The sequence below is a fragment of the Streptomyces humi genome (genome assembly GCF_001005085.2).
Lineage (GTDB): Bacteria > Actinomycetota > Actinomycetes > Streptomycetales > Streptomycetaceae > Streptomyces > Streptomyces humi.
This window is the reverse complement of sequence record NZ_LBMU02000016.1, coordinates 22,855-49,412: the sequence shown is the minus strand read 5'-3', so window position 1 is coordinate 49,412 and position 26,558 is coordinate 22,855. Positions and strand designations below refer to the sequence as shown.

Below are 26,558 nucleotides of genomic sequence, written 5' to 3'. Positions count from 1 at the left end.
AACTCCTCGTTCACCCACGGCAGCTGACGTTCCGTCTTCTGCCTGTTTGGTGATACCCGGGCCGTTTGCGACGTACGCCGGAAGGACACAACAGGAGTGCGGGTCTTTGCAGTTCAGCGGCCCGCCACGGGGAAACACTCTGGCTGGGAAGGCTGTTGGTCATGGCGATAGCGCAGCCCGAACGGGGCGGGCTGCTGCCCGAGCGGACGGGCCCCCATCGCGGCACACTCGCGACCACCGCCTGCATGGAGACACTTCAGGTGGGCTACCTGCACGCGGTCGCGGCGGCGGCCGGCTGCTCGCTGTCGCAGCCGTTCCCGGACAACGGCATCGACTGGCACGTCAGCCATGGCTCGCCCGGTCACACCGTCGACGACGAGGTGACCATAAAGGTGCAGCTCAAGTGCACGTACCAGATCGCCCCCAATCCGCCGGGACGTTTCTTCTCCTTCACGCTCGACAACGACCACCTGCGCAAGCTCGCCCGCACACCGGTGTCGGTGCACAAGATCCTGGTGGTGATGCTGGTCCCGCGCTCCCAGAACGACTGGCTGCGCGCCAGCCACGACCGGCTCGATCTGCGCCACTGCTGCTACTGGGTCAACCTGGCAGGGCACCCGATCACCGGCCGGCACCGGACCACCGTGCGGGTCCCGACCTCGCGCATATTCGACGACCGGGCGCTCTGCGAGATCATGACGCGGGTCGGGACGGGAGGCAGACCATGAGGCACCGTCCGTACGAGGAGCAGCTGCGGGAGGTCCGGCCGCACCCCGACGACCTGCACGGCCCCCACTGGGGCCGTCCCCCCGAGCCCGCCGAGGTCGACCCCGCCGTGCTCGGCGCCCTGCTGCGCCGGCACGGCTGGCAGCGGCGCGGCGGAGCGCCCGGCCGGTACGGCCGCTGGACCCCACCAGGGCCGGGCGGCACCGGCACCAGCCTGCTCGTACCCGAGAGCCGCGCCTTCCCGGACAGTGACGACCTGCTCGGGGAGGCGCTCACGGCTCTGGCGCGCAGCGGGACGCCCGCCGCCCGCGAGGTGCTGGTCGGGCTCGCCGTGCCCAGCGACGAGATCCGCTGGTGGCGGGACGTGCCGAGCGGACCCGCGGACACCGCGTCCTGGACGGCCGAGGAACAACTGCGCACCGCCGCCCGGCAGACCCTGCTGGCCGGCGCCCTCGCCACCCGTGCGCGGGCCGGCTACCACGGCGCCCGGCACAAGCGGGCCGCCGCCGCCATGCTGGACTCCGTGCTCGTCGGCTCGGCGGAGGGCGGCCGCGGCCTGACCGCGTTCGTGCCCGTCGGAACCGGCCGGCCGCTCGCCGTACGCCTCCACCAGGCCCTGTACGCCGCCCGCGAGGCCATCGACTACCAGCGGGCCACCGGTGGCATGGACGCCTTCGACGGAGCCGTCGAGGCGGGCGTCAGCCGTGAACTGACCGACGCCCTCGTCACGCTCGTGCGCGGCACGGAAGGCGCCCGCGTCTCGGTGGACTGGGCACCGGGCGCCGGAGTGCCCGACGACTGCGCGTCGGCCCTGGACCCCGTCGAGTTCTCGCCCGGCGACCTGCCCGTGCTGCGCGAGGCCGGCGCCCGCTACCTGCGCGACGAACCCTCCGTGGCGGTCCGGGTCACCGGCACCGTGGTCCGGATGCGCCGCTCGGAGCCGCGCGGCGAGGGCGCGGTACGGCTGCGGGTGATCGCCGGCGCCGAGGTGCCGTACGTCCGGGTCACCCTCGACGAGGAGGACTACCGGATCGCCGGCCAGGCCCACCTCGTCGGACTTCCGGTACGGGTGCACGGCCGGCTGGAGAGCCGGGGCGGCTTCCGGCGGCTGTCCGGCGCCTCGGGGGTCGTACCCGTACAGGTGGACGACGAGGAGCGGGACAGCCTGATGAAATCCCTCCAGGAGAATCTCGACTTCTTCGAGGAGGCGTGCAGCGGCGACGACTGCGACTGACGGACGACTGTGGGTGACCGTTTCGCAGTCGGTGCGGCCGGGTCGGTACGATCCGGTATTGCGCGCGCTCCTGGTACGGCGCTCGCATCCGCCTTCAGTCAGGAGAGACCGGTGTCAGACGTCCGTGTGATCATCCAACGCGATTCCGAGCGGGAAGAGCGCGTGGTGACGACGGGCACTACGGCCGCCGAGCTCTTCGCCGGCGAGCGCGCGGTCATCGCCGCCCGGGTGGCCGGGGAGCTCAGGGACCTCGCGTACGCGCCCGCCGAGGGCGAGGTCGTGGAGCCGGTGGAGATCTCCTCCGAGGACGGTCTCAACATCCTGCGGCACTCCACCGCGCACGTCATGGCCCAGGCCGTCCAGGAGATCTTCCCGGAGGCCAAGCTCGGCATCGGCCCGCCGGTCAAGGACGGCTTCTACTACGACTTCGACGTCGAGAAGCCGTTCACGCCCGAGGATCTCAAGGCCATCGAGAAGAAGATGCAGGAGATCCAGAAGCGCGGCCAGCGTTTCTCGCGGCGCGTGGTGACCGACGAGGCGGCCCGCGAGGAGCTGGCGGGCGAGCCGTACAAGCTCGAACTGATCGGACTGAAGGGTTCCGCGTCCTCGGACGACGGCGCGGACGTCGAGGTCGGCGCCGGTGAACTGACGATCTACGACAACCTGGACGCCAAGACCGGCGAGCTGTGCTGGAAGGACCTCTGCCGCGGTCCCCACCTGCCCTCCACCCGCCTGATCCCGGCGTTCAAGCTGATGCGCAACGCGGCCGCCTACTGGCGCGGCAGCGAGAAGAACCCGATGCTCCAGCGCATCTACGGCACCGCCTGGCCGTCCAAGGACGAGCTGAAGGCGTACCTGGACTTCCTCGCCGAGGCCGAGAAGCGCGACCACCGCAAGCTGGGCAACGAACTCGACCTGTTCTCCATCCCGGAGCAGATCGGCTCCGGCCTCGCCGTCTTCCACCCCAAGGGCGGCATCGTCCGTCGCGTGATGGAGGACTACTCGCGCCGCCGGCACGAGGAGGAGGGCTACGAGTTCGTCTACACCCCGCACGCCACCAAGGGGAAGCTCTTCGAGACGTCCGGGCACCTGGACTGGTACGCCGACGGCATGTACCCGCCCATGCAGCTCGACGAGGGCGTGGACTACTACCTCAAGCCCATGAACTGCCCGATGCACAACCTGATCTTCGACGCGCGTGGCCGGTCCTACCGTGAACTGCCGCTGCGCCTCTTCGAGTTCGGGACCGTGTACCGGTACGAGAAGTCCGGGGTCGTGCACGGCCTGACCCGGGCCCGCGGCTTCACGCAGGACGACGCGCACATCTACTGCACCAAGGAGCAGATGGCGGAGGAGCTCGACAAGACGCTCACCTTCGTCCTGAACCTGCTGCGGGACTACGGCCTCACCGACTTCTACCTGGAGCTGTCCACCAAGGACCCGGAGAAGTTCGTCGGTTCCGACGAGGTCTGGGAGGAGGCCACGGAGACGCTCCGCGCGGTCGCCGAGAAGCAGGGCCTCCCGCTCGTCCCGGACCCGGGCGGCGCCGCCTTCTACGGCCCGAAGATCTCCGTGCAGGCCAAGGACGCGATCGGCCGCACCTGGCAGATGTCGACCGTCCAGCTGGACTTCAACCTGCCCGAGCGCTTCGACCTGGAGTACACCTCCGCCGACGGCTCCAAGCAGCGCCCGGTGATGATCCACCGCGCCCTGTTCGGCTCCATCGAGCGGTTCTTCGCGGTCCTCCTGGAGCACTACGCGGGCGCCTTCCCGGCCTGGCTCGCGCCGGTCCAGGCGGTGGGCATCCCGATCGGGGACGCGCACGTCGACTACCTGCACAAGTTCGCCGCCGAGGCCAAGAAGAAGGGCCTGCGCGTCGAGGTCGACGGCTCCTCGGACCGGATGCAGAAGAAGATCCGCAACGCCCAGAAGCAGAAGGTGCCCTTCATGGTCATCGCGGGCGACGAGGACATGGCGGCAGGCTCGGTGTCCTTCCGCTACCGGGACGGCTCGCAGGAGAACGGCATCCCCTTCGACGAGGCCATCGCCAAGATCGTGAAGGTGGTCGAGGAGCGGACCCAGGTCTGATCCGGCCCGGCATCGAAGGGGCCCCCGCGGATCACTTCCGCGGGGGCCCCTTCTCGTCCTGCCCCATGTCGAACCGCTGGAGCATCCAGGACGAGAACGATCCCGTGACCGTGCCCAGCAGCGCCAGACCGCAGGCCATCAGCCCCACCGCGATGAAACGCCCCAGGGTGGTGACCGGGACGTAGTCGCCGTACCCGACGGTGGACAGGGTCGAACAGGTCCACCAGAGGGAGTCGCCGAAGGTGCGGATCGTGGCGTTCGGGGCCGAGCGCTCGGCCTGGTAGACGGCGAGCGCGCCCGAGAACCCCAGCAGCGAGATCGACAGCGCCGAGTAGGCAGCCACGCGCGCGTGCAGTCCCATCCGGGGCTCACCGTGCCGGCGCTGCATCGCCTCGTACGTCCGCACCACCCGCACCGGGCGCAGCAGCGGCAGCACCAGCACGACGGTGTCCAGCCAGTGCCGCCGGACGAAGCCCGGACCCTCGCCGCTGAGCCGCCAGCGCACCGCGTAGTCGACGGCGAACATCGCCCACGTCAGATAGGTCAGCGACAGCAGGAGGACGTGGACGGCCTCGGGCAGGTCCGGCTCCAGCACGTGCACCGCGTACGAGCCCAGGAAGACCAGTGAAGCGATGCCGAGCGGCAGATCGGTGCGCTGCTCCCAGTCCTTCAGCCGGCTGTCGTCGTCCATCCGCCCAGCTTCGCCGCCGAGCGCCTCGGCCCGGCCCCGGCGACACGCCGCGAACGGGCGAAGCCATATGCTGCCTAGCATGACGAGTGAGCCGGAACAGCAGATCGGAGTGGGGACGCAGGACGCGTTCCAGCGCCTGTGGACGCCCCACCGGATGGCCTACATCCAGGGCGAGAACAAGCCGAGCGGCCCGGGCGCCGACGACGGCTGCCCCTTCTGCTCGATCCCGGCCAAGTCCGACGAGGACGGCCTGATCGTGCGGCGCGGTGAGCACGTCTACGCGGTGCTCAACCTCTACCCGTACAACGGCGGCCACCTGATGACGGTCCCGTACCGCCATGTCGCCGACTACACGGACCTGACCGGCCCGGAGACCGTGGAGCTCGCCGAGCTGACCAAGCAGGCCATGACCGCGCTGCGCACCGCGTCCGGCGCCCACGGCTTCAACATCGGGATGAACCAGGGCTCGGTGGCGGGCGCCGGCATCGCCGCCCACCTGCACCAGCACATCGTCCCGCGCTGGGGCGGCGACACGAACTTCATGCCGGTGGTGGGCCACACCAGAGTGCTGCCCCAGCTGCTGGCCGACACCCGCAAGATGCTGGCGGAGGCCTGGCCGGCGAGCTGACGCGGAACGGAGACGGAGGCCCGGCCGACGAGCCCGGCCTCAGCCTCAGGCTCCGTGTCCGCCTCCGCCGCCGGCTCAGCCATCGTGTCCGGCTCAGCCTCCGTTCCCGCCGCTGCCTCAGCCTCCGTGTCCGAGCCTCCGTGTCCGTCGCTGCCCGCGTCGGCTAGGCGTCGTACGTGTCCGCCTTCTTCGGTGCCGCGTCCTGCACGGACCCGCTGAGCGCGGACGCCCGGCTGCTGAACTTGTCGGTGTCGACGTCGTGTTCCCGGAGCACCCGCAGCGCCGCCCGGTGCACCGCCCGCAGTATCGGGGTGGCCGCGCGCAACGCGTCGTCGGCCATGAAGCGGTGCTTCCAGGGCTGGTCGGCCCACGCGTGCCGCAGACCGAAGGGCTCGGGCAGCCCTATGGAGCCGCCGAGCCACTTCAGCAGCGGCGGATACCAGCTGATGGTCGCCCGCGCGGCGAGCCGGACCACCTCGTCCGGGGTGACCAGCGGCAGTTTGACGGTCCGGGTCTCCCAGAACCGCACGGTCTTCGCGACCGTCTTCGTGGGAGCCGCGGGCTTGCCGCCGAACAGGCCGTTGACCGGACCGAGGGCGTGCCCGGTGACGTCGATCCGCAGCGTCTCCTTCAGCACGGTGACGGTGGCCATCATCGTGATGATCAGTTCGCCGTTCCACAGGTACGGCCACTGCACGCCCAGGTAGTGCCGGTCACCCTTGTCGAAGTGGTTGTTGTTGCAGATGTCCTCGACGTCCTTGGGCCCCACCTTGTAGTCGGTGCCCTCGGGCCGGGACACCGCCGTGGCACCCTCCCCGACATGGGTGACGATCCAGTGCCTGACCTGCGGTTCCGGGAAACCGCCGGTCTTCAGGTGCTGCCGGTGCAGCACGCTCAGTTCCTTCTCGATCTCGCGGACGACGGTCCAGGCCCGGAACTCGTGGACGCCCTTGACCGGGTCGAGCGGGACCAGTTCCTCCGCGAGGTGCCAGGAGCCCCAGCGAGTGCCCATGCCGAGTATCCCCTTGGGCCCCGCGTAGAAGACCGAGTTGGACTGCTGCTCGGCGCTGAGCCGGGCCAGCGACTGCCGCAGCTGCTCGGCAGCGGCCTGGTCCGGGCTGGTCGGCACCGCCTCGGGGACCTTAGCGCCGACGCTGCCGCCGGACAGCAGCCCGTCCCAGGCGGCGCGCAGGTCCTGCGCCGTCCTCTCGCAGAGCCGTTTGGCCAGATACCAGCCGATGACGGGGAGCACCACGCAGCCGCGCGCGTACCACCCCCAGAAGCCGGTGAAGGGGACCTTGACGATGAAGAGCACCGCGAGGACGCCGACCGCGGCCAGCAGGGCACTGCCGAGCCCGGAGACGCGCTTGTTGTCGGTCTTCAGCATGGTCGCCCGGAGCTGGAAGACCAGCAGCCACACCAGCAGGCCGGGCAGGAACAGCACGCCGGTCACGAACATGACGGCCGTCAGCCGCTGGTCGCGTTCCTTGCGGATGCGGTTGGCCGCGAGGCAGTGCTCCACGACCACCTGGGGTTCACTGCCGAAGGACTGGATGAGCGGCTTGCGGCCGACGCCCAGCATGCGGTCGATGATCGCCTGGGAGTACGCCTCACCGAAGTTCGGCCGGAAGATCTTCGCCCACTTGCGGCCCTCACTGACCGTGGACTGGTGCCACTCGTTGTCGGCCTTCTTGATCTCCTCCATCGGTGTGTCCCGGTAGGCCGCCGAGGCCAGGGCGTAGGTCGGGGCCTGCGCCTCGCCACCCGGCCTGGGCACCTGTGGCCCGAAGAAGTCCTCGAAGCTCATTCCCGCCCCCACTTGCCGCCGTCCCGCTTCTGCGGCCTTCCCGACTTCCGTACTCCGCACACCTGTTGATCAAGTACTCAGAGTATCCCCAGCCACTGACGCGTGTTCGGCGGACGGCCGAAGCCGCCCGCCGAACACCCATGGCACCACTCAGGAGGCTTCCTTGGCCTGTTCCCGGATCTTCTCGGCGATCTGCGGAGGCATCGGCTCGTGCCGCGCGTACGAGCGGCTGAACCGGGCCGTGCCGTGCGACAGGGAGCGCAGGTCGACCGCGTACCGGCCGATCTCGAACTCCGGCACCTCGGCCTTGATCAGGGTGCGCCCACCGCTGGTCTGCTCGGTGCCGAGCACCCGGCCGCGCCGTCCGGACAGGTCGCTCATGACCGCGCCCACGTAGTCGTCGCCGACCAGCACGGACACCTCGGCCACCGGTTCGAGCAGATGGATCCTCGCGTCGGCCGCGGCCTCCCGCAGCGCCAGCGCGCCCGCCGTCTGGAAGGCGGCGTCGGAGGAGTCCACCGAGTGCGCCTTGCCGTCGAGCAGGGTGACCCGCACGTCGACCAGCTGGTAACCGGCGGCGACCCCCTTGACGGCCTGGGCCCGGATGCCCTTCTCGACCGACGGGATGAACTGCCGGGGCACCGCCCCGCCGACCACCTTGTCGACGAACTCGATGCCGGAGCCGCCCGGCAGGGGCTCCACCTCGATCTCGCAGATCGCGAACTGCCCGTGCCCGCCGGACTGTTTGACATGCCGGCCGCGCCCGGCGGACCTGCCGGCGAACGTCTCCCGCAGGGACACCCGGTGCGGTACGACGTCGACCTGGACGCCGTAGCGGCTGCGCAGCCGTTCCAGGGCGACGTCCGCGTGCGCCTCGCCCAGGCACCACAGCACCACCTGGTGGGTGTCCTGGTTCTGTTCGAGCCGCATGGTCGGGTCCTCGGCGACCAGCCGGGCGAGGCCCTGCGAGAGCTTGTCCTCGTCGGCCTTGCTGTGTGCCTCGATGGCGAGCGGCAGCAGCGGGTCGGGCATCTCCCACGGCTCCATGAGCAGCGGGTCGTCCTTGGCGGAGAGGGTGTCACCGGTCTCCGCGCGGCCCAGCTTCGCCACGCAGGCCAGGTCACCGGCGATGACATGGGTGACCGGCCGCTGCTGTTTGCCGAACGGCGTGGACAGGGCGCCGATCTTCTCGTCGACGTCGTGGTCCTCGTGCCCCCGGTCGGCGAGGCCGTGCCCGGAGACGTGGACCGTCTCGTCGGGGCGCAGGGTGCCGGAGAAGACGCGCACCAGCGAGACCCGGCCGACGTAGGGGTCGGAGGCGGTCTTCACCACCTCGGCGACCAGCGGGCCGCCGGTGTCGCACGGTTTGATCTCGCGCGGCCGGCCGTCGACGGTGGTGACCCCGGGGGTGGGGTGCTCGAACGGCGTCGGGAAGCCGCCGGTGACCAGTTCGAGCAGTTCCACCGTGCCGAGCCCCTGGCGGGCGCCCTCGGCCGCGGGGGCGGCGGCCAGCACGGGGAAGAAGGTGCCGCGGGCGACGGCCCGCTCCAGGTCCTCGATCAGCGTCTTGAGGTCGATCTGCTCGCCGCCCAGATAGCGGTCCATGAGCGTCTCGTCCTCGCTCTCCGCGATGATCCCCTCGATCAGCCGGTTGCGGGCCTCGTCGATGTCCGGCAGCTGGTCGGGGCCCGGCTCGGACTCCTTGCGCTCCCCGGAGGAGTAGTCGAACAGCTTCTGCGTGAGCAGCCCGACGAGACCGGTCACGGGCGCGTGCCCGTCCGGGCCCTGCGGGCCGTGCAGCGGCAGGTACAGGGGGAGCACGGCGTCGGGGTCGTCGCCGCCGAACGCCTCGGCGCACACCCGGGTCATCTCCTCGAAGTCCGCGCGGGCGGCCTCCAGGTGCGTGACGACGATCGCCCGGGGCATCCCGACGGCCGCGCACTCCTCCCACACCATCCGGGTCGAGCCGTCCACCCCGTCCGAGGCGGAGACGACGAAGAGGGCCGCGTCCGCCGCGCGCAGACCGGCCCTCAGCTCCCCGACGAAGTCGGCGTATCCCGGGGTGTCCAGGATGTTGATCTTGATTCCGTTCCAGTCGACCGGTACCAGCGACAGCTGTACGGAGCGCTGCTGCCGGTGCTCGATGTCGTCGTAGTCCGAGACGGTGCCGCCGTCCTCCACACGGCCCGCCCGGTTCACCGCTCCCGCGGTCAGCGCGAGAGCCTCCACCAATGTCGTCTTGCCCGCTCCGGAGTGGCCGACCAGCACCACATTCCGTACGGACGCGGGGTGGTCGGCCGCCGTAGCCCTGCCGGCGGCTCCGGGGTGTTCCTTGACCTTGTCGCCCATGGTTATGCCTCCCGTGCACGGTGAGGTCTCGGTGGGCGCGGGCGAGCATGGCGGGCCGCGTGCGGTGGCGGCTCCGATGACGCCCGCGGTTATTCGAGCTTTCCACTCCCGTCACGGTGCGTCCATACGAACGACGTGATCGTGCCCGCGGGGCGCTTCCGGGCCGGCCGCCGGTCCCGTCCGAGAGTGCCCACCCGTCGCACACACGCGCGCGTGGCTACGATGGGCCAGCCGGGGTGGCCAGCAGGGGCCGCACGGCGCAACGACCGTCGGGAAGGCCATGCTGAACAAGTACGCGCGTGCATTCTTCACGCGTGTCCTCACACCGTTCGCCGCGTTTCTCATCCGCCGGGGCGTGAGCCCGGACACGGTCACGCTCCTCGGCACGGCCGGAGTGGTCGCGGGCGCGCTGGTCTTCTTCCCCCGGGGCGAGTTCTTCTGGGGCACGATCGTGATCACGCTGTTCGTGTTCTCGGACCTGGTGGACGGCAACATGGCCCGCCAGCTGGGCCGCACCAGCCGCTGGGGCGCCTTCCTGGACTCCACCCTCGACCGGGTCGCCGACGGCGCGATCTTCGGCGGCTTCGCCCTCTGGTACGCGGGCAACGGCGACGACAACGTCCTGTGCGCCGTGTCGATCTTCTGCCTGGCCAGCGGCCAGGTGGTGTCGTACACCAAGGCGCGCGGCGAGTCGATCGGGCTGCCGGTGGCCGTCAACGGCCTCGTGGAGCGCGCCGAGCGACTGGTGATCTCGCTGGTGGCGGCCGGGCTGGCCGGATTCCACAACTTCGGCGTCCCGGGCATCCAGATCCTGCTCCCGATCGCGCTGTGGATCGTGGCCGTGGGCAGCCTGGTCACCCTGATCCAGCGCGTGGTCACGGTGCGCCGCGAGTCCGCCGAGGCGGAGGCGGCGGCCGGGCACGAGAAGGCCGCACACGGCAGCGAGGCCCCGCAGTGACCGCCACGGAGCGGCTCACCGACGCCCTGTACGGACTCGGCTGGGGCACCGTGAAGAAGCTCCCCGAGCCGGTCGCCGTGCGGCTCGGCAACGCCATCGCGGACCTCGCCTGGAGACAGCGCGGCAAGGGCGTCCAGCGGCTCGAGTCCAACTACGCGCGCGTACGCCCCGACGCGAGTCCGGAGCGGCTGCGCGAGCTGTCCCGCGCGGGCATGCGGTCGTACCTGCGCTACTGGATGGAGTCCTTCCGGCTGCCCGCCTGGAGCGAGCAGCGGGTACGCACCGGCTTCGACGTCAAGGACGTCCACCACCTCACCGACGGCCTCGCCTCCGGCCGGGGCGTGATCATCGCGCTGCCGCACCTGGCCAACTGGGACCTGGCCGGGGCCTGGGTCACCACGGAGCTGAAGACCCCGTTCACCACGGTCGCCGAGCGCCTGAAGCCCGAGACGCTGTACGACCGGTTCGTCGCCTACCGCGAGGGCCTCGGCATGGAGGTCCTCCCGCACAGCGGCGGCACCGCCTTCGGCACCCTCGCCCGCAGACTCCGCGACGGCGGCCTGATCTGCCTGGTCGCCGACCGCGACCTGTCCGAGTCCGGCGTCGAGGTCGACTTCTTCGGCGACACGGCCCGGATGCCGGCCGGACCCGCCCTGCTGGCCCAGCAGACCGGCGCCCACCTGCTCCCCGTGACGCTCTGGTACGACGACACCCCCGTCATGAAGGGCCGCGTCCACGCCCCGGTCGAGGTACCCGAGTCAGGTGACCGGACCTCGAGGACGTCTGTCATGACACAGGCGCTGGCCGACGCCTTCGCCACCGGGATCGCCGACCATCCGGAGGACTGGCACATGCTCCAGCGCTTGTGGCTCGCCGACCTCGACCCCGCGAAGGGACCGTCGTGAGGATCGGCATCGTCTGCCCCTACTCCTGGGACGTCCCGGGTGGCGTCCAGTTCCACGTCCGCGACCTCGCCGAGTACTTCATCGGTCTCGGCCACGACGTCTCCGTGCTCGCCCCCGCCGACGACGACACCCCGCTGCCGCCGTACGTCGTCTCGGCGGGCCGCGCGGTCCCGGTGCCGTACAACGGCTCGGTGGCCCGCCTCAACTTCGGCTTCCTGTCCGCCGCGCGGGTCCGCCGCTGGCTGCACGACGGCGCGTTCGACGTGGTCCACATCCACGAGCCGACGTCGCCCTCGCTCGGCCTGCTGACCTGCTGGGCGGCGCAGGGCCCGATGGTGGCGACCTTCCACACCTCCAACCCGCGTTCCCGCGCGATGATCGCCGCGTACTCGATCCTCCAGGCCGCGCTGGAGAAGATCAGCGCCCGGATCGCGGTCAGCGAGTACGCCCGCCGCACCCTGGTCGAACACCTCGGCGGCGACGCCGTCGTGATCCCCAACGGCGTGGACGTCGACTTCTTCGCCAAGGCCGAGCCGCGCCCCGAGTGGCAGGGGGACACCATCGGCTTCATCGGCCGTATCGACGAGCCCCGCAAGGGCCTCCCGGTGCTGATGAAGGCCCTCCCCAAGATCCTCGCCGCCCGCCCGGGGACCAGGCTCCTGGTGGCCGGCCGGGGCGACGAGGAGGCCGCGGTCGAGTCCCTGCCGGCCGAGCTGCGCTCCCGCGTCGAGTTCCTCGGCATGGTCAGCGACGAGGACAAGGCCCGTTTCCTGCGCAGTCTCGACCTGTACGTCGCGCCCAACACGGGGGGCGAGAGCTTCGGCATAATCCTGGTCGAGGCGCTGTCCGCGGGGGCTCCCGTGCTCGCCTCCGACCTCGACGCCTTCGCCCAGGTCCTGGACCAGGGCGCGGCGGGCGAACTCTTCGCCAACGAGGACGCGGACGCGCTGGCGGAAGCGGCGGTACGGCTGCTGGCGGACCCGGAGCGCCGGGCCGAGCTGAGCGAACGCGGCAGCGTGCACGTGCGCCGCTTCGACTGGTCGACGGTGGGCGCGGACATCCTGTCCGTCTACGAGACGGTGACCGCGGGAGCGGCGGCGGTGGCGGCGGTCGAACGCCCGGGGCTGCGGGCGCGGTTCGGGCTGGCGCGGGACTAGGCGCTTCGCGGGGGGGTGCCGCTGTGTTCCGGGCGCGGCGCCGTCGTGGCCGGTCGCGCGGTTCCCCGCGCCCCTGACGGGGCGCTGCCGTGGGCGTTTCCTATAGCGTTCCGCCCGTGACCGCAACGCTCATCTGGATCCTCGCTGTTCTCGTGGTGATCGGCCTCTACCTGAGCTGGACCGCCGGGCGGCTCGACCGGCTGCACTCCCGTATCGACGCCGCTCGTGCCGCCCTGGACGCCCAGTTGCTCCGGCGGGCGTCGGTGGCCCAGGAGCTGGCGACCTCGGGGGTGCTGGACCCGGCCGCCTCGATCGTGCTGTACGAGGCCGCGCACGCCGCCCGGCAGGCCGAGGAGGAGCAGCGGGAGGTCGCGGAGAGCGAGCTGAGCCAGGCGCTGCGGGTGGTCTTCGAGGAGCCGCAGCAGGTGGAGGAGGTCCGCGAGGCGCCCGGCGGCGAGGCGGCCGCGTCCGAGCTGGGCGAGGCCGTGCGCCGGGTGCCGATGGCCCGCCGGTTCCACAACGACGCCGTCGGCGCGGCCCGCCGGCTGCGCGAGCACCGCAAGGTCCGCTGGTTCCGGCTGGCCGGACACGCCCCCTTCCCGATGGCCTTCGAGATGGACGACGAACCGCCCACGGCCCTGGCGGACCGCGCCGCCTAGCCGGGCAAAAGGATCCACGCCCTTCCCATTGGCCCTTGCTGTGGACTGGTCCGCTCGCGTTTCCTCGGTGTTTGCAGAAACCCTCTTTCAGCGAGTGAGGTCACCCGTGTCCACCACCGACAACCAGGCCCCCGAGACCGGCACCGCCCGCGTGAAGCGCGGCATGGCCGAGCAGCTCAAGGGCGGCGTGATCATGGACGTCGTCACGCCGGAGCAGGCGAAGATCGCCGAGGACGCGGGCGCCGTCGCCGTCATGGCCCTGGAGCGGGTCCCGGCCGACATCCGCAAGGACGGCGGCGTGGCCCGGATGTCCGACCCGGACATGATCGAAGGCATCATCGAGGCCGTCTCCATCCCGGTCATGGCCAAGTCCCGCATCGGCCACTTCGTCGAGGCCCAGGTCCTCCAGTCCCTCGGCGTCGACTACATCGACGAGTCCGAGGTCCTCACCCCGGCCGACGAGGTCAACCACTCCGACAAGTGGGCGTTCACCACCCCCTTCGTCTGCGGCGCCACCAACCTGGGCGAGGCCCTGCGCCGGATCGCCGAGGGCGCGGCCATGATCCGCTCCAAGGGCGAGGCCGGCACCGGCAACGTCGTGGAGGCCGTCCGCCACCTGCGCCAGATCAAGGGCGAGATCGCCAAGCTGCGCGGCTGCGACAACAACGAGCTGTACGCCGCCGCCAAGGAGCTGCGCGCCCCCTACGAGCTGGTCAAGGAGGTCGCCGAGCTCGGCAAGCTCCCGGTCGTCCTGTTCTCCGCCGGTGGCGTCGCCACCCCGGCCGACGCCGCCCTGATGCGCCAGCTCGGCGCCGAGGGCGTCTTCGTCGGCTCCGGCATCTTCAAGTCGGGCGACCCGGCCAAGCGCGCCGCCGCCATCGTCAAGGCGACCACCTTCTACGACGACCCGAAGATCATCGCGGACGCGTCCCGCAACCTCGGCGAGGCCATGGTCGGCATCAACTGCGACACCCTCCCCGAGACCGAGCGTTACGCGAACCGGGGCTGGTAGCCAGCGATGACCACTCCCGTGATCGGAGTGCTCGCACTCCAGGGTGACGTACGGGAGCACCTCGTGGCCCTGGCCGCGGCCGACGCCGTGGCCAGGCCGGTCAGGCGCCCCGAGGAACTCGCCGAGGTGGATGGCCTGGTCATACCCGGCGGCGAGTCCACCACCATCTCCAAGCTGGCCGTCCTGTTCGGCGTGCTGGAGCCCCTCCGCGCGCGCGTGCGGGCCGGCATGCCCGTCTACGGCACCTGCGCGGGCATGATCATGCTCGCCGACAAGATCCTCGACCCGCGCTCGGGCCAGGAGACCGTCGGCGGCATCGACATGATCGTGCGCCGCAACGCCTTCGGACGGCAGAACGAGTCGTTCGAGTCGGCGGTCGACGTGCGCGGGATCGACGGCGATCCTGTGGAGGGCGTGTTCATCCGCGCCCCCTGGGTCGAGTCCGTGGGCGCCGACGTCGAGGTGCTCGCCGAGCACGGCGGCCACATCGTCGCGGTCCGCCAGGGCAACGCGCTCGCCACCTCGTTCCACCCGGAACTGACCGGCGACCACCGTGTGCACGCCCTGTTCGTCGACATGGTGCACGCGAACCGGGCGACGGAGTCCTAGTAGGATCTCTGGCGTTCGTTGTTGGATGGGTTACGCGAAGGAGACAGGCAGATGTCCGGCCACTCTAAATGGGCTACGACGAAGCACAAGAAGGCCGTGATCGATGCCAAGCGCGGCAAGCTCTTCGCGAAGCTGATCAAGAACATCGAGGTCGCGGCCCGGATGGGCGGCGTCGACATCGAGGGCAACCCGACTCTCTACGACGCCATCCAGAAGGCGAAGAAGCAGTCGGTCCCGAACAAGAACATCGACTCCGCCGTCAAGCGCGGCGGCGGCCTCGAGGCCGGCGGCGCCGACTACGAGACGATCATGTACGAGGGCTACGGCCCGAACGGCGTCGCGGTGCTCATCGAGTGCCTCACCGACAACCGCAACCGCGCGGCCTCCGACGTACGCGTCGCCATGACCCGCAACGGCGGCTCCATGGCCGACCCGGGCTCGGTGTCGTACCTCTTCAACCGCAAGGGCGTCGTGATCGTCCCCAAGGGCGAGCTCTCCGAGGACGACGTCCTGGGCGCCGTCCTGGACGCGGGCGCCGAGGAGGTCAACGACCTGGGCGAGTCCTTCGAGGTGCTCAGCGAGGCCACCGACCTGGTCGCCGTCCGCTCCGCCCTCCAGGACTCCGGGATCGACTACGACTCCGCCGAGGCCAACTTCGTCCCGACCATGCAGGTCGAGCTGGACGAGGAGGGCGCCAAGAAGATCTTCAAGCTGATCGACGCGCTCGAGGACAGCGACGACGTGCAGAACGTCTTCGCCAACTTCGATGTCAGCGACGAGGTCATGGAGAAGGTCGACGCGTAGCGCCGCCACGGGTTGAGCCGACCGAGCGGGCCGACGGGACACACCCGTCGGCCCGTCGTCATGTCGGCCGATGTCGGTGGCACCCGCTAGCCTGCACGAACAGGTGGCCGAAGGGAGGGGGCGCGGTGCGCGTACTGGGGGTGGACCCCGGGCTGACCCGGTGCGGTGTCGGGGTCGTCGAGGGCGTCGCCGGGCGGCCGCTCACCATGGTGGGCGTGGGGGTCGTACGGACGCCCGCGGACGCCGAACTCGGCCATCGCCTCGTCGCCATCGAGCAGGGCATCGAGCAGTGGCTGGACGAGCACCGGCCCGAATGCGTCGCCGTGGAGCGGGTGTTCAGCCAGCACAACGTACGGACCGTGATGGGCACCGCCCAGGCCAGCGCCGTCGCCATGCTGTGCGCCGCCCGCCGGGGCATCCCCGTCGCCCTGCACACCCCCAGCGAGGTCAAGGCCGCCGTCACCGGCTCGGGACGCGCGGACAAGGCCCAGGTCGGCGCCATGGTGACCCGGCTGCTCCGGCTCAGCGCCCCGCCCAAGCCCGCCGACGCCGCCGACGCCCTCGCGCTCGCCATCTGCCACATCTGGCGGGCCCCGGCCCAGAACCGCCTCCAGCAGGCCGTCGCCCTGCACACCGCCAACGCAACGAAAGGCCGTACGGCATGATCGCCTTCGTCAGCGGCCCGGTCGCCGCCCTCGCCCCGGACTCCGCGGTCGTCGAGGTCGGAGGGATCGGCCTCGCCGTCCAGTGCTCGCCCAACACCCTGTCCGGGCTGCGGATGGGCCAGCAGACCAAGCTCGCCACCTCACTGGTCGTGCGGGAGGACTCACTCACCCTGTACGGCTTCGTGGACGACGACGAGCGCCAGGTCTTCGAACTGCTCCAGACGGCGAGCGGTGTCGGCCCCCGGCTCGCGCAGGCGATGCTCGCCGTGCACAGCCCGGACGCGCTGCGCCGCGCGGTCGCCACGGGCGACGAGAAGGCGCTCGTCGCCGTCCCGGGCATCGGCAAGAAGGGCGCGCAGAAGCTGCTCCTCGAACTGAAGGACCGGCTCGGCGAGCCCATCGGCGCCCCCGCGATCGGGGCCCCGGTCACCCAGGGCTGGCGCGACCAGCTGCACGCGGCCCTGATCGGCCTGGGCTACGCGACCCGGGAGGCCGACGAGGCCGTCACCGCCGTCGCCCCGCAGGCCGAGGCCGCGGGCGGCACCCCGCAGGTCGGCCAGCTGCTGAAGGCCGCCCTCCAGACCCTCAACCGCGCCCGCTGACCCCACCACCGCTGAGGCACATCACTTATGAACTGGGACGACACGACCGACACCGGCGCCGACGCGGAGCGGCTGGTGGGCGCCGTCGCCGACCGTGAGGACCAGGCCGTCGAGGCCGCCCTGCGCCCCAAGGACCTGGGCGAGTTCATCGGCCAGGAGAAGGTCCGCGAACAGCTCGACCTGGTGCTGCGCGCCGCACGCGCGCGGGGCGCCACCGCCGACCACGTCCTGCTCTCCGGCGCCCCCGGCCTGGGCAAGACCACCCTCTCGATGATCATCGCGGCCGAGATGGGCGCCCCCATCCGCATCACCTCCGGGCCCGCCATCCAGCACGCCGGCGACCTGGCCGCGATCCTCTCCTCCCTCCAGGAGGGCGAGGTCCTCTTCCTCGACGAGATCCACCGCATGTCGCGGCCCGCCGAGGAGATGCTCTACATGGCGATGGAGGACTTCCGGGTCGACGTCATCGTCGGCAAGGGCCCCGGCGCGACCGCCATCCCCCTCGAACTCCCCCCGTTCACCCTGGTCGGCGCCACCACCCGGGCCGGCCTGCTGCCGCCGCCGCTGCGGGACCGCTTCGGCTTCACCGCGCACATGGAGTTCTACGAACCGCACGAGCTGGAGCGCGTCGTGCACCGCTCGGCGAACCTCCTGGACGTAGAGATCGACCAGGCCGGCGCCGCCGAGATCGCCGGCCGCTCCCGCGGCACGCCCCGCATCGCCAACCGGCTGCTGCGCCGGGTCCGCGACTACGCGCAGGTCAAGGCGGACGGGCTGATCACCCGCGACATCGCGCACGCGGCGCTCGCCGTGTACGAGGTGGACGAACGCGGCCTCGACCGGCTCGACCGCGCGGTCCTCCAGGCGCTGCTCAAGCTGTTCGGCGGCGGCCCGGTCGGCCTGTCGACGCTCGCCGTCGCGGTGGGGGAGGAGCGCGAGACGGTCGAGGAGGTCGCCGAGCCCTTCCTGGTCCGCGAGGGCCTGCTCGCCCGCACCCCGCGGGGCCGGGTCGCGACCCCCGCGGCCTGGGCGCACCTGGGCCTGACGGCTCCGCGCGGAGCGGCGGGCGGAACCGGCCAGCAGGACCTCTTCGACGGCTGACCCGGCCCCGGCGGACCGGCCGCACACCGCGGACGGCTCCGCCGGTCGTCCGCCAGGCTCCGGCGGCAGACGTGATCGCTTCGTGACGGCGGGGCATTGGCCGGGGCAGGAACCCAGGTGCCATGCTGAACGTTGTTCCATGCGCGCGGACTCGCTTAGACTCCGCCGATGCCGCCTTCGCGGGCGGCGCAGACCACACCCCCATCATCCAGGCCGCTCACCGCCGCGGCTGCGCGAAGGAAACCCCGTCCCGTGAATAGCTTGCCTCTTCTCGTGTTCATCGTCCTCATCGCGGCCATGTTCCTGATGACGCGCTCCACCAGGAAGCGCCAGCAGCAGGCCAAAGACATGCGGAACGAGATCCAGCCCGGAAACGGTGTCCGCACGATCGGGGGCATGTACGCGACGGTCAAGGAAGTCAGCGAGGACACCGTCCTCCTCGACGCCGGCCCGGGCGTCGACCTTCTCTTCGCGAAGAACGCGATCGGCGCCGTTCTCACGGACGACGAGTACAACCGCATCGTGCACGGCATCGAGCACGACCTGAAGTCCGACTCCGACGTCGTCCCGGACGACGCCTCCTCCCTCACCGAGACCGACGAGCCCGCCGACGCTGCCGCCGCCTCCGACGACAAGGCCGTCGACCTCGGTAAGAAGGACGCCGCCGACGACACGGTCGAGAAGGACGCCGAGGACAAGGCCGAGGAGGCCGGTACCACCGAGGCGAAGGCAGGCGAAGAGCCGAAGAAGACCGACGGCGACTCCGACGCGAAGTAGTCACGCCCCGGGGAGCGGTGCGCGCGTCGTGCGCGTACCCCGCACCCCGGGCGCGTCTGTTTCCCGCACGGGATCCCGACACCATGTCATGGCCGACCGGGCCGCCGACCAGGCGCGCGGCGGCCCGAGAGGGAGTACGAGAAGGTGGCAGCACCTAAGAGGGGCCGGAGCGCGAGCGCCCAGAGCAAGCCAGGGCGCTCGCTGGCCCTCATCCTGATCGCCATCGCGGCGCTGACCGGGGGGATGTTCGCCTCCGGGCACACCACTCCGCGTCTCGGCATCGACCTGGCCGGCGGTACGAGCATCACGCTCCAGGCGCACAACGAGCCGGGCCAGCCGAACGCGATCAACAAGGCCAACATGAACACCGCGGTCGAGATCATGAACCGCCGTGTCAACGGCCTCGGTGTGTCCGAGGCGGAGGTGCAGACCCAGGGGACGAGCAACATCATCGTCAACATCCCCAAGGGCACCAACTCCGAGGAGGCCCGCCAGCAGGTCGGCACCACCGCGAAGCTGTACTTCCGCCCGGTCCTGGCCAGCGAGGCCAGCGCCGGTGCCGCGGCGAGCGCTTCTCCGAGCGCCTCCTCCAGCGGCAGCTCCAGCGCCTCCCCGAGCGCGTCCCCGTCGAGCAGCGCGTCCCAGAAGGCCACCGGGTCGTCCTCCGCGTCCCCGTCGTCCTCCGCCACCTCGCAGGGCCGCGCCGTCACCGACGCCCTGAAGGCCGACTCCACGCCCTCCGCGTCGGCGAGCGCCTCCTCGTCGGCCAAGGCGTCCGCGAGCCCCTCCGCGTCCTCCTCGGCCTCCGCGAGCGCCTCCGCCGCGGCGACCAAGCTGGAGGCCGAGTACACCGCGCTGGACTGCTCCAAGCCGGCCCAGCGCGCCACCGCCGGCAAGGCCGCCAAGCCCACCGACTCCACCGTGGCCTGCGGCAAGATCTCCGGCGTCTGGTACAAGTACGTGCTCGGCCCGGCCGCCGTCGACGGCACCGAGGTCAAGAAGGCCCAGGCCGTCTACGACACGCAGACCGCCGCCGGCTGGCAGGTCCAGATGACCTTCAACTCCAGCGGCGGCAAGAAGTTCGCGAACATCACCGCCGAGCTCGCCAAGAACCAGCAGCCCCAGAACGAGTTCGGCATCGTCCTGGACGGCGAGGTCGTCTCCAGCCCGTACGTCAGCCAGTCCATCACCGGCGGCCAGGCGGAGATCTCCGGCAGCTTCACCCAGACGGAGGCCCAGAGCCTCGCCAACATGCTGTCGTACGGCGCGCTCCCGCTCTCCTTCAAGGAGCAGAGCGTCACCACCGTCACCGCCGCGCTCGGCGGCGAGCAGCTGCACGCCGGTCTGATCGCGGGCGCGATCGGCCTGGCCCTGGTCATCATCTACCTGCTGGTCTTCTACCGCGGCCTGTCGGTCGTCGCGATCCCCTCGCTGATGGTGTCCGCGATCCTCACCTACGTGATCATGGCGCTGCTCGGCCCGGCGATCCACTTCGCGCTGAACCTGCCGGCCGTCTGCGGTGCGATCGTCGCGATCGGTATCACGGCGGACTCGTTCATCGTGTTCTTCGAACGCATCCGGGACGAGATCCGCGAGGGCCGCACCCTGCGCCCCGCCGTCGAGCGGGCCTGGCCGCGCGCCCGGCGCACCATCCTGGTCTCCGACTTCGTGTCGTTCCTGGCCGCCGCCGTGCTGTTCATCGTGACCGTAGGCAAGGTCCAGGGCTTCGCGTTCACCCTCGGACTGACCACCGTGCTCGACGTGGTCGTCGTCTTCTTCTTCACCAAGCCGCTGATGACGCTGCTCGCCCGGCGTAAGTTCTTCGCGAACGGCCACAAGTGGTCCGGGCTCGACCCGAAGGGCCTGGGCGCCAAGCCCCCGCTGCGCCGCACCCGCCGTCCCGCCGGCCCCGCCGCCGGCCCTGTCGACCCGAAGGAAGCGTGAGCGATGTCGAAACTCGGCAACCTCGGCGCCCGACTCCACCGCGGCGAGATCAGCTACGACTTCGTCGGCAAGCGCAAGATCTGGTACGGCGTCTCCATCCTGATCACCATCACGGCCATCCTCGGCCTGGCGGTGCGCGGCCTGAACATGGGCATCGACTTCCAGGGCGGCGCCGTCTTCACCACCTCGAAGACCAGCATCTCGGTGGCCCAGGCGGAGAGCTACGCGAAGGAGGCCTCGGGCCACGACGCGGTCGTGCAGAAGCTCGGCACGGGTGGTCTGCGCATCCAGATCGCGGGCATGGACACCGCCAAGTCGGACACCACCAAGGCCGCGCTCGCCAAGGACATGAAGATGGACCCGGAGTCCATCGCCGCCGACCTCGTCGGCCCCAGCTGGGGTGACGAGATCGCCAACAAGGCCTGGGAAGGCCTGGCGATCTTCATGGTCCTGGTGGTCGTCTACCTGGCGATCGCCTTCGAGTGGCGCATGGCGGTCGCGGCCCTGGTCGCGCTGATCCACGACATCACCATCACGACCGGTATCTACGCCCTGGTCGGATTCGAGGTCACGCCCGGCACGGTCATCGGTCTGCTGACGATCCTCGGTTACTCGCTCTACGACACGGTCGTCGTCTTCGACAGCCTCAAGGAGCAGACGAAGGACATCACCAAGCAGACCCGGTTCACCTACAGCGACATCGCCAACCAGTCGATCAACGGCACCCTGGTCCGTTCGATCAACACCACGGTCGTCGCGCTGCTGCCGGTCGCCGGCCTGCTGTTCATCGGCGGCGGCTTCCTCGGCGCCGGCACGCTCAACGACATCTCGCTGTCGCTGTTCGTCGGTCTCGCCGCCGGTGCCTACTCGTCCATCTTCATCGCCACGCCGCTCGTCGCCGACCTCAAGGAGGCCGAGCCGCAGATGAAGGCGCTGAGGAAGCGCGTCCTCGCCAAGCGGGCGCAGGCCGCCGCCGAGGACGAACTGGCCGACACCCGGGGCGACGAGGGACCCGAGGACGCCACCCCGGCCGTCGTCGGTCCCCGCAACCAGCCCGCGTCCCGCACCAACCGGGGCCGCGGCCGACCCTCGGGGAAGCGCCGGTGACCGAGCTCACTGACATCACGGAACTGCTGCTCAGCCGGATCCGGGACGTCGAGGACTACCCGGAGCAGGGCGTGATGTTCAAGGACATCACCCCGCTGCTGGCCGACCCGGCCGCGTTCACCGCGCTCACCGACGCCCTCGCCGGGATCGCCGAGCGCACCGGCGCCACCAAGGTCGTCGGGCTGGAGGCCCGCGGCTTCATCCTGGGCGCCCCGGTCGCCGTCCGCGCGGGCCTCGGCTTCATCCCGGTCCGCAAGGCGGGCAAGCTCCCCGGAGCCACCCTGCGCCAGGCCTACGAGCTGGAGTACGGCTCGGCCGAGATCGAGGTGCACGCCGAGGACCTGGGCAAGGACGACCGGATCCTGATCGTCGACGACGTGCTGGCCACCGGCGGCACCGCCGAGGCCTCGATCCAGCTCATCCACCGGGCCGGCGCCCAGGTCGCCGGTGTCGCGGTTCTGATGGAGCTCGGCTTCCTCGGCGGCCGCGCCCGCCTGGAGCCGGCCCTGGACGGAGCGCCGCTGGAGGCCCTTCTCCAGGTCTGAGCGTCCGTACGAGCGCCACGACGGCCGTCCCCATCCGGGGGCGGCCGTCCGCGTGCGTGCGGACCCCGCAACGCTTTCGACACCCCGCTGGAATCCCCCGGCAGCCTCCCGTGTTTCTCCTGTACACGGTCCTCCATCCGGCCCGCAGGCGATGACATGGCCCAGGATCGCTACCATGGGGTCTCCGGAACCTGACCGGGGGACCCGGATCGCGCACGAGGAGCCCTCTTGCCAGACGAGGCCCAGCCCCTGACCGCCGCAAAGCCCGAGCCCGCCTCGGCGCCCGCGGCGAAGCCCGCGCAGAACGTGTCTCAGACGAAGAACGACACCCGTGGGCCGGTCGAGCATGCCCAGTCCGCGCCCGCTGAGAAGTCGGCCGAGACCTCGCGTCCCAAACCGTCGCCCGCCCCGGACCCCGCCCCGGCAGGGGGATCGCCGTCCTCCGAGCGCCCGGTCGTGCGCCCCAACTCCGGCACGCCCCCGCGCTCCGGCTCCTCCAACCGCGTCCGCGCCCGCCTGGCCCGCCTCGGCGTCCAGCGCGCGAACCCGTACAACCCGGTCCTGGAGCCGCTGCTGCGCATAGTCCGCAGCAACGACCCCAAGATCGAGAACGCCACGCTGCGCCAGATCGAGCGCGCCTACCAGGTCGCCGAGCGCTGGCATCGCGGCCAGAAGCGCAAGAGCGGCGACCCCTACATCACGCACCCGCTCGCCGTCACCACCATCCTCGCCGAGCTGGGCATGGACCCGGCGACCCTGATGGCCGGGCTGCTGCACGACACCGTCGAGGACACCGAGTACGGCCTGGAGGACCTGCGCCGCGACTTCGGCGACGTGGTCACGCTGCTCGTCGACGGCGTCACCAAGCTGGACAAGGTCAAGTTCGGCGAGGCCGCGCAGGCCGAGACCGTGCGCAAGATGGTCGTCGCCATGGCCAAGGACCCCCGTGTCCTGGTCATCAAGCTCGCCGACCGGCTGCACAACATGCGCACCATGCGCTACCTCAAGCGCGAGAAGCAGGAGAAGAAGGCGCGCGAGACCCTGGAGATCTACGCGCCGCTCGCTCACCGGCTGGGCATGAACACCATCAAGTGGGAGCTGGAGGACCTCGCGTTCGCGATCCTCTACCCCAAGATGTACGACGAGATCGTCCGCCTGGTCGCCGAGCGCGCGCCGAAGCGCGACGAGTACCTGGCCATAGTGACCGACGAGGTCCAGTCGGACCTGCGCGCCGCCCGCATCAAGGCGACCGTCACCGGCCGGCCGAAGCACTACTACAGCGTCTACCAGAAGATGATCGTCCGCGGCCGGGACTTCGCGGAGATCTACGACCTGGTGGGCATCCGCGTCCTGGTGGACACCGTCCGCGACTGCTACGCGGCCCTGGGCACCGTCCACGCGCGCTGGAACCCGGTTCCGGGGCGCTTCAAGGACTACATCGCGATGCCCAAGTTCAACATGTACCAGTCGCTGCACACGACGGTCATCGGACCCAACGGCAAGCCCGTCGAACTCCAGATCCGCACGTTCGACATGCACCGCCGCGCCGAGTACGGCATCGCCGCGCACTGGAAGTACAAGCAGGAGGCCGTCGCCGGCGCCTCCAAGGTCCGCACCGACGTGCCGAAGTCGTCCGGCAAGGGCAAGGACGACCACCTCAACGACATGGCCTGGCTGCGGCAGTTGCTGGACTGGCAGAAGGAGACCGAGGACCCCAGCGAGTTCCTGGAGTCCCTGCGCTTCGACCTGTCCCGCAACGAGGTCTTCGTCTTCACGCCCAAGGGCGACGTCATAGCGCTCCCGGCCGGTGCCACCCCGGTGGACTTCGCGTACGCGGTGCACACCGAGGTCGGCCACCGCACGATAGGGGCCAGGGTCAACGGCCGCCTCGTCCCCCTCGAATCGACGCTGGACAACGGCGACCTGGTCGAGGTCTTCACCTCCAAGGCGACCGGCGCCGGCCCCTCCCGCGACTGGCTCGGCTTCGTCAAGTCACCGCGCGCCCGCAACAAGATCCGGGGCTGGTTCTCCAAGGAGCGCCGGGACGAGGCGATCGAGCAGGGCAAGGACGCCATCGTCCGCGCGATGCGCAAGCAGAACCTGCCGATCCAGCGCATCCTCACCGGTGACTCCCTGGTCACCCTCGCGCACGAGATGCGCTACCCGGACATCTCCTCGCTGTACGCGGCGATCGGCGAGGGCCACGTGGCCGCGCAGAACGTCGTGCAGAAGCTGGTGCAGGCGCTCGGCGGCGAGGAGGCGGCCACCGAGGAGATCGACGAGGCGGTCCCGCCGTCCCGCACCCGCGGCCGCAAGCGGCGCAGCAACCAGGACCCCGGTGTGGTCGTGAAGGGCGTCGACGACGTCTGGGTCAAGCTGGCCCGCTGCTGCACACCCGTGCCCGGCGACCCGATCATCGGCTTCGTCACGCGTGGCAGCGGTGTGTCCGTGCACCGCAGCGACTGCGTCAACGTCGAGTCGCTGTCCCGGGAGCCCGAGCGCATCCTCGACGTCGAGTGGGCGCCCACCCAGTCCTCGGTCTTCCTGGTCGCCATCCAGGTCGAGGCGCTGGACCGGTCCCGGCTGCTCTCGGACGTCACCCGCGTCCTGTCCGACCAGCACGTCAACATCCTCTCCGCGGCCGTGCAGACCTCCCGCGACCGGGTGGCCACCTCCCGCTTCACCTTCGAGATGGGCGACCCCAAGCACCTGGGCCACGTCCTGAAGGCCGTACGGGGCGTGGAGGGCGTCTACGACGTCTACCGGGTCACCTCGGCACGCAACCGGTCGTAGAGGACCGCGAGACACGACGAGAGGGGCCCCGTACGTCGCGTACGGGGCCCCTCTCGTCGTCGGTGGGCGGGGACTAGCCGCCGAACTCCTGGAGGCCCTTCAGAGCCTGGTCCAGAAGCGCCTGGCGGCCCTCCAGCTCACGTTGCAGCTTCTCCGCCTTCGACGTGTTGCCCTGGGCGCGGGCCTGCTCGATCTGCGCCTCCAGCTTGTCCACGGCGGCCTGAAGCTGCCCGGTCAGACCCGCGGCCCGCGCGCGGGCCTCCGGGTTGGTCCGGCGCCACTCGGCCTCCTCGGCCTCCTGGATGGCCCGGTCGACCGTGTGCATCCGGCCCTCGACCTTCGGACGGGCATCGCGCGGCACATGGCCGATGGCCTCCCAGCGCTCGTTGATCGAGCGGAAGGCGGACCGCGCCGACTTCAGGTCGGAGATCGGAAGGAGCTTCTCGGCCTCGGCGGCCAGCTCCTCCTTCAGCTTCAGGTTCTCGTTCTGCTCCGCGTCCCGCTCGGCGAACGCCGAGCCACGGGCCGCGAAGAACACGTCCTGGGCGCCCCGGAAGCGGTTCCACAGGTCGTCCTCGTGCTCGCGCTGCGCGCGGCCCGCGGCCTTCCACTCCGACATCAGCTCGCGGTAGCGCGCGGCCGTCGGACCCCAGTCCGAGGAACCGGACAGCGACTCGGCCTCGGCGACCAGCTTCTCCTTGGCCTTGCGGGCGTCCTCGCGCTGCGCGTCGAGCTGCGCGAAGTGCGCCTTGCGGCGCTTGGAGAACGCCGAGCGGGCGTGCGAGAAGCGGTGCCACAGCTCGTCGTCGGACTTGCGGTCGAGACGCGGCAGACCCTTCCAGGTGTCCACCAGCGCCCGCAGCCGCTCACCGGCGGACCGCCACTGGTCGGACTGGGCCAGCTGCTCCGCCTCGACGACCAGGTCCTCCTTGGCCTGCCGGGCCTCGTCGGACTGCTTGGCCCGCTGCGCGCGGCGCTCCTCACGACGCGACTCCACCGTCTTCACCAGCTCCGCGAGCCGGTTGCGCAGCGCCTCCAGGTCACCGACCGCGTGGTGCGCCTCCACCTGCTCCCGCAGGTGGTCGATGGCCACCTGGGCGTCCTTCGCGGACAGGTCGGTGGTCTGTACTCGCTTTTCGAGGAGGCCGATCTCGACAACCAGGCCCTCGTACTTGCGCTCGAAGTAGGCCAACGCCTCCTCAGGGGAGCCGGCCTGCCAGGAACCGACGACCTGCTCGCCGTCGGCCGTACGCACGTACACGGTCCCCGTCTCGTCGACGCGGCCCCACGGGTCGCTGCTCACAGCGCCTCCTCCACATGATGCCTGCGAAGGGCCTCAGCGCCCCCGGGCATCGTCCACAGTTTCGTCACGGCCAACATAGGCGACCGGCGGGTGG

General features: G+C 70.9%; 23 protein-coding genes. 19 read left to right on the top strand and 4 right to left on the bottom strand.

All coding sequences use genetic code 11. The annotated features are described in order from the left end of the window. Positions 1 to 161: 161 nt before the first annotated feature. The 3 genes from AAW13_RS05645 to thrS all read left to right on the top strand — a co-directional run bounded on the left by AAW13_RS05645 (position 162) and on the right by thrS (position 4,048). Positions 162 to 728, top strand: a complete 567-nt coding sequence (locus AAW13_RS05645; protein ID WP_046726617.1) for a DUF4365 domain-containing protein — start codon at positions 162 to 164, stop codon at positions 726 to 728. Beyond that, the gene (locus AAW13_RS05640) at positions 725 to 1,960 is read left to right on the top strand and encodes a hypothetical protein (RefSeq protein WP_046726616.1); all 1,236 of its coding nucleotides are present in this window, start codon (positions 725 to 727) and stop codon (positions 1,958 to 1,960) included. Before AAW13_RS05645 ends, AAW13_RS05640 begins: the two co-directional genes overlap by 4 nt. A 111-nt stretch (positions 1,961 to 2,071) precedes the next feature. Further along, positions 2,072 to 4,048 (top strand): threonine--tRNA ligase, encoded by a 1,977-nt coding sequence (gene thrS / locus AAW13_RS05635; RefSeq protein ID WP_046726615.1) that lies wholly within the window; start codon positions 2,072 to 2,074, stop codon positions 4,046 to 4,048. A gap of 31 nt (positions 4,049 to 4,079) precedes the next feature. Here the strand turns inward: thrS and AAW13_RS05630 are convergent, their stop codons facing one another. Continuing rightward, the gene (locus AAW13_RS05630; RefSeq protein ID WP_046726614.1) at positions 4,080 to 4,739 is read right to left on the bottom strand and encodes a potassium channel family protein; all 660 of its coding nucleotides are present in this window, start codon (positions 4,737 to 4,739) and stop codon (positions 4,080 to 4,082) included. Positions 4,740 to 4,806: 67 nt separating this feature from the next. On the opposite strand from AAW13_RS05630, the gene AAW13_RS05625 reads away from it, so the two are divergent. Continuing rightward, the gene (locus AAW13_RS05625) at positions 4,807 to 5,367 is read left to right on the top strand and encodes an HIT family protein (RefSeq protein WP_071659441.1); all 561 of its coding nucleotides are present in this window, start codon (positions 4,807 to 4,809) and stop codon (positions 5,365 to 5,367) included. A gap of 163 nt (positions 5,368 to 5,530) precedes the next feature. Here the strand turns inward: AAW13_RS05625 and AAW13_RS05620 are convergent, their stop codons facing one another. Together AAW13_RS05620 and AAW13_RS05615 are read right to left on the bottom strand one after the other, a co-directional pair. Next, positions 5,531 to 7,174 carry a hypothetical protein gene (locus AAW13_RS05620; protein ID WP_046726612.1) on the bottom strand — a complete coding sequence of 548 codons (1,644 nt, stop codon included), beginning with the start codon at positions 7,172 to 7,174 and terminating at the stop codon, positions 5,531 to 5,533. Positions 7,175 to 7,324: 150 nt separating this feature from the next. Then, the gene (locus tag AAW13_RS05615; RefSeq protein ID WP_046726611.1) at positions 7,325 to 9,523 is read right to left on the bottom strand and encodes an elongation factor G-like protein EF-G2; all 2,199 of its coding nucleotides are present in this window, start codon (positions 9,521 to 9,523) and stop codon (positions 7,325 to 7,327) included. A 280-nt stretch (positions 9,524 to 9,803) separates the two neighbouring features. Here AAW13_RS05615 and pgsA point away from each other — a divergent pair, with 280 nt between their 5' ends. From pgsA to AAW13_RS05530, 15 genes are all read left to right on the top strand, one after another. Next, on the top strand, positions 9,804 to 10,481 hold the full coding sequence (gene pgsA / locus AAW13_RS05610) for a phosphatidylinositol phosphate synthase (protein WP_046726610.1): 678 nt from the start codon (positions 9,804 to 9,806) through the stop codon (positions 10,479 to 10,481). Then, positions 10,478 to 11,386, top strand: a complete 909-nt coding sequence (locus tag AAW13_RS05605) for a phosphatidylinositol mannoside acyltransferase (protein ID WP_046726609.1) — start codon at positions 10,478 to 10,480, stop codon at positions 11,384 to 11,386. The genes pgsA and AAW13_RS05605 overlap by 4 nt, the downstream gene beginning before the upstream one ends. Beyond that, positions 11,383 to 12,543 (top strand): glycosyltransferase family 4 protein, encoded by a 1,161-nt coding sequence (locus AAW13_RS05600; RefSeq protein ID WP_046726608.1) that lies wholly within the window; start codon positions 11,383 to 11,385, stop codon positions 12,541 to 12,543. The genes AAW13_RS05605 and AAW13_RS05600 overlap by 4 nt, the downstream gene beginning before the upstream one ends. Before the next feature lie 116 nt (positions 12,544 to 12,659). After that, positions 12,660 to 13,202 carry a membrane protein gene (locus AAW13_RS05595; protein WP_046726607.1) on the top strand — a complete coding sequence of 181 codons (543 nt, stop codon included), beginning with the start codon at positions 12,660 to 12,662 and terminating at the stop codon, positions 13,200 to 13,202. Between the two features lie 106 nt (positions 13,203 to 13,308). Further along, on the top strand, positions 13,309 to 14,214 hold the full coding sequence (pdxS, locus tag AAW13_RS05590) for a pyridoxal 5'-phosphate synthase lyase subunit PdxS (protein WP_046726606.1): 906 nt from the start codon (positions 13,309 to 13,311) through the stop codon (positions 14,212 to 14,214). A gap of 6 nt (positions 14,215 to 14,220) precedes the next feature. Continuing rightward, positions 14,221 to 14,823 carry a pyridoxal 5'-phosphate synthase glutaminase subunit PdxT gene (gene pdxT, locus AAW13_RS05585; RefSeq protein WP_046726605.1) on the top strand — a complete coding sequence of 201 codons (603 nt, stop codon included), beginning with the start codon at positions 14,221 to 14,223 and terminating at the stop codon, positions 14,821 to 14,823. Between the two features lie 51 nt (positions 14,824 to 14,874). Next, a complete protein-coding gene (locus tag AAW13_RS05580; RefSeq protein WP_046726604.1) occupies positions 14,875 to 15,627 on the top strand; it encodes a YebC/PmpR family DNA-binding transcriptional regulator in 753 nt (250 codons plus the stop codon). Positions 15,628 to 15,752: 125 nt separating this feature from the next. Next, a complete protein-coding gene (ruvC, locus tag AAW13_RS05575) occupies positions 15,753 to 16,292 on the top strand; it encodes a crossover junction endodeoxyribonuclease RuvC (protein ID WP_046726603.1) in 540 nt (179 codons plus the stop codon). After that, the gene (gene ruvA / locus AAW13_RS05570; protein ID WP_046726602.1) at positions 16,289 to 16,894 is read left to right on the top strand and encodes a Holliday junction branch migration protein RuvA; all 606 of its coding nucleotides are present in this window, start codon (positions 16,289 to 16,291) and stop codon (positions 16,892 to 16,894) included. Before ruvC ends, ruvA begins: the two co-directional genes overlap by 4 nt. A gap of 27 nt (positions 16,895 to 16,921) precedes the next feature. Then, positions 16,922 to 17,995 (top strand): Holliday junction branch migration DNA helicase RuvB, encoded by a 1,074-nt coding sequence (gene ruvB / locus AAW13_RS05565; RefSeq protein WP_046726601.1) that lies wholly within the window; start codon positions 16,922 to 16,924, stop codon positions 17,993 to 17,995. A gap of 252 nt (positions 17,996 to 18,247) precedes the next feature. After that, complete coding sequence (gene yajC / locus AAW13_RS05560; protein ID WP_046726600.1) at positions 18,248 to 18,772, top strand: preprotein translocase subunit YajC; 525 nt, start codon at positions 18,248 to 18,250, stop codon at positions 18,770 to 18,772. Between the two features lie 144 nt (positions 18,773 to 18,916). Beyond that, the gene (gene secD / locus AAW13_RS05550; RefSeq protein WP_167391681.1) at positions 18,917 to 20,716 is read left to right on the top strand and encodes a protein translocase subunit SecD; all 1,800 of its coding nucleotides are present in this window, start codon (positions 18,917 to 18,919) and stop codon (positions 20,714 to 20,716) included. 3 nt (positions 20,717 to 20,719) lie between these two features. Continuing rightward, the gene (gene secF, locus AAW13_RS05545; RefSeq protein WP_046726598.1) at positions 20,720 to 21,823 is read left to right on the top strand and encodes a protein translocase subunit SecF; all 1,104 of its coding nucleotides are present in this window, start codon (positions 20,720 to 20,722) and stop codon (positions 21,821 to 21,823) included. Further along, on the top strand, positions 21,820 to 22,368 hold the full coding sequence (locus AAW13_RS05540) for an adenine phosphoribosyltransferase (protein WP_046726597.1): 549 nt from the start codon (positions 21,820 to 21,822) through the stop codon (positions 22,366 to 22,368). Before secF ends, AAW13_RS05540 begins: the two co-directional genes overlap by 4 nt. A gap of 228 nt (positions 22,369 to 22,596) precedes the next feature. After that, positions 22,597 to 25,161, top strand: a complete 2,565-nt coding sequence (locus AAW13_RS05530) for a RelA/SpoT family protein (protein WP_046726596.1) — start codon at positions 22,597 to 22,599, stop codon at positions 25,159 to 25,161. Between the two features lie 73 nt (positions 25,162 to 25,234). Here the strand turns inward: AAW13_RS05530 and AAW13_RS05525 are convergent, their stop codons facing one another. Next, entirely contained in the window at positions 25,235 to 26,464 is a 1,230-nt protein-coding gene (locus AAW13_RS05525; protein ID WP_046726595.1) for a DUF349 domain-containing protein, read from the bottom strand. Between the last annotated feature and the right edge of the window lie 94 nt (positions 26,465 to 26,558).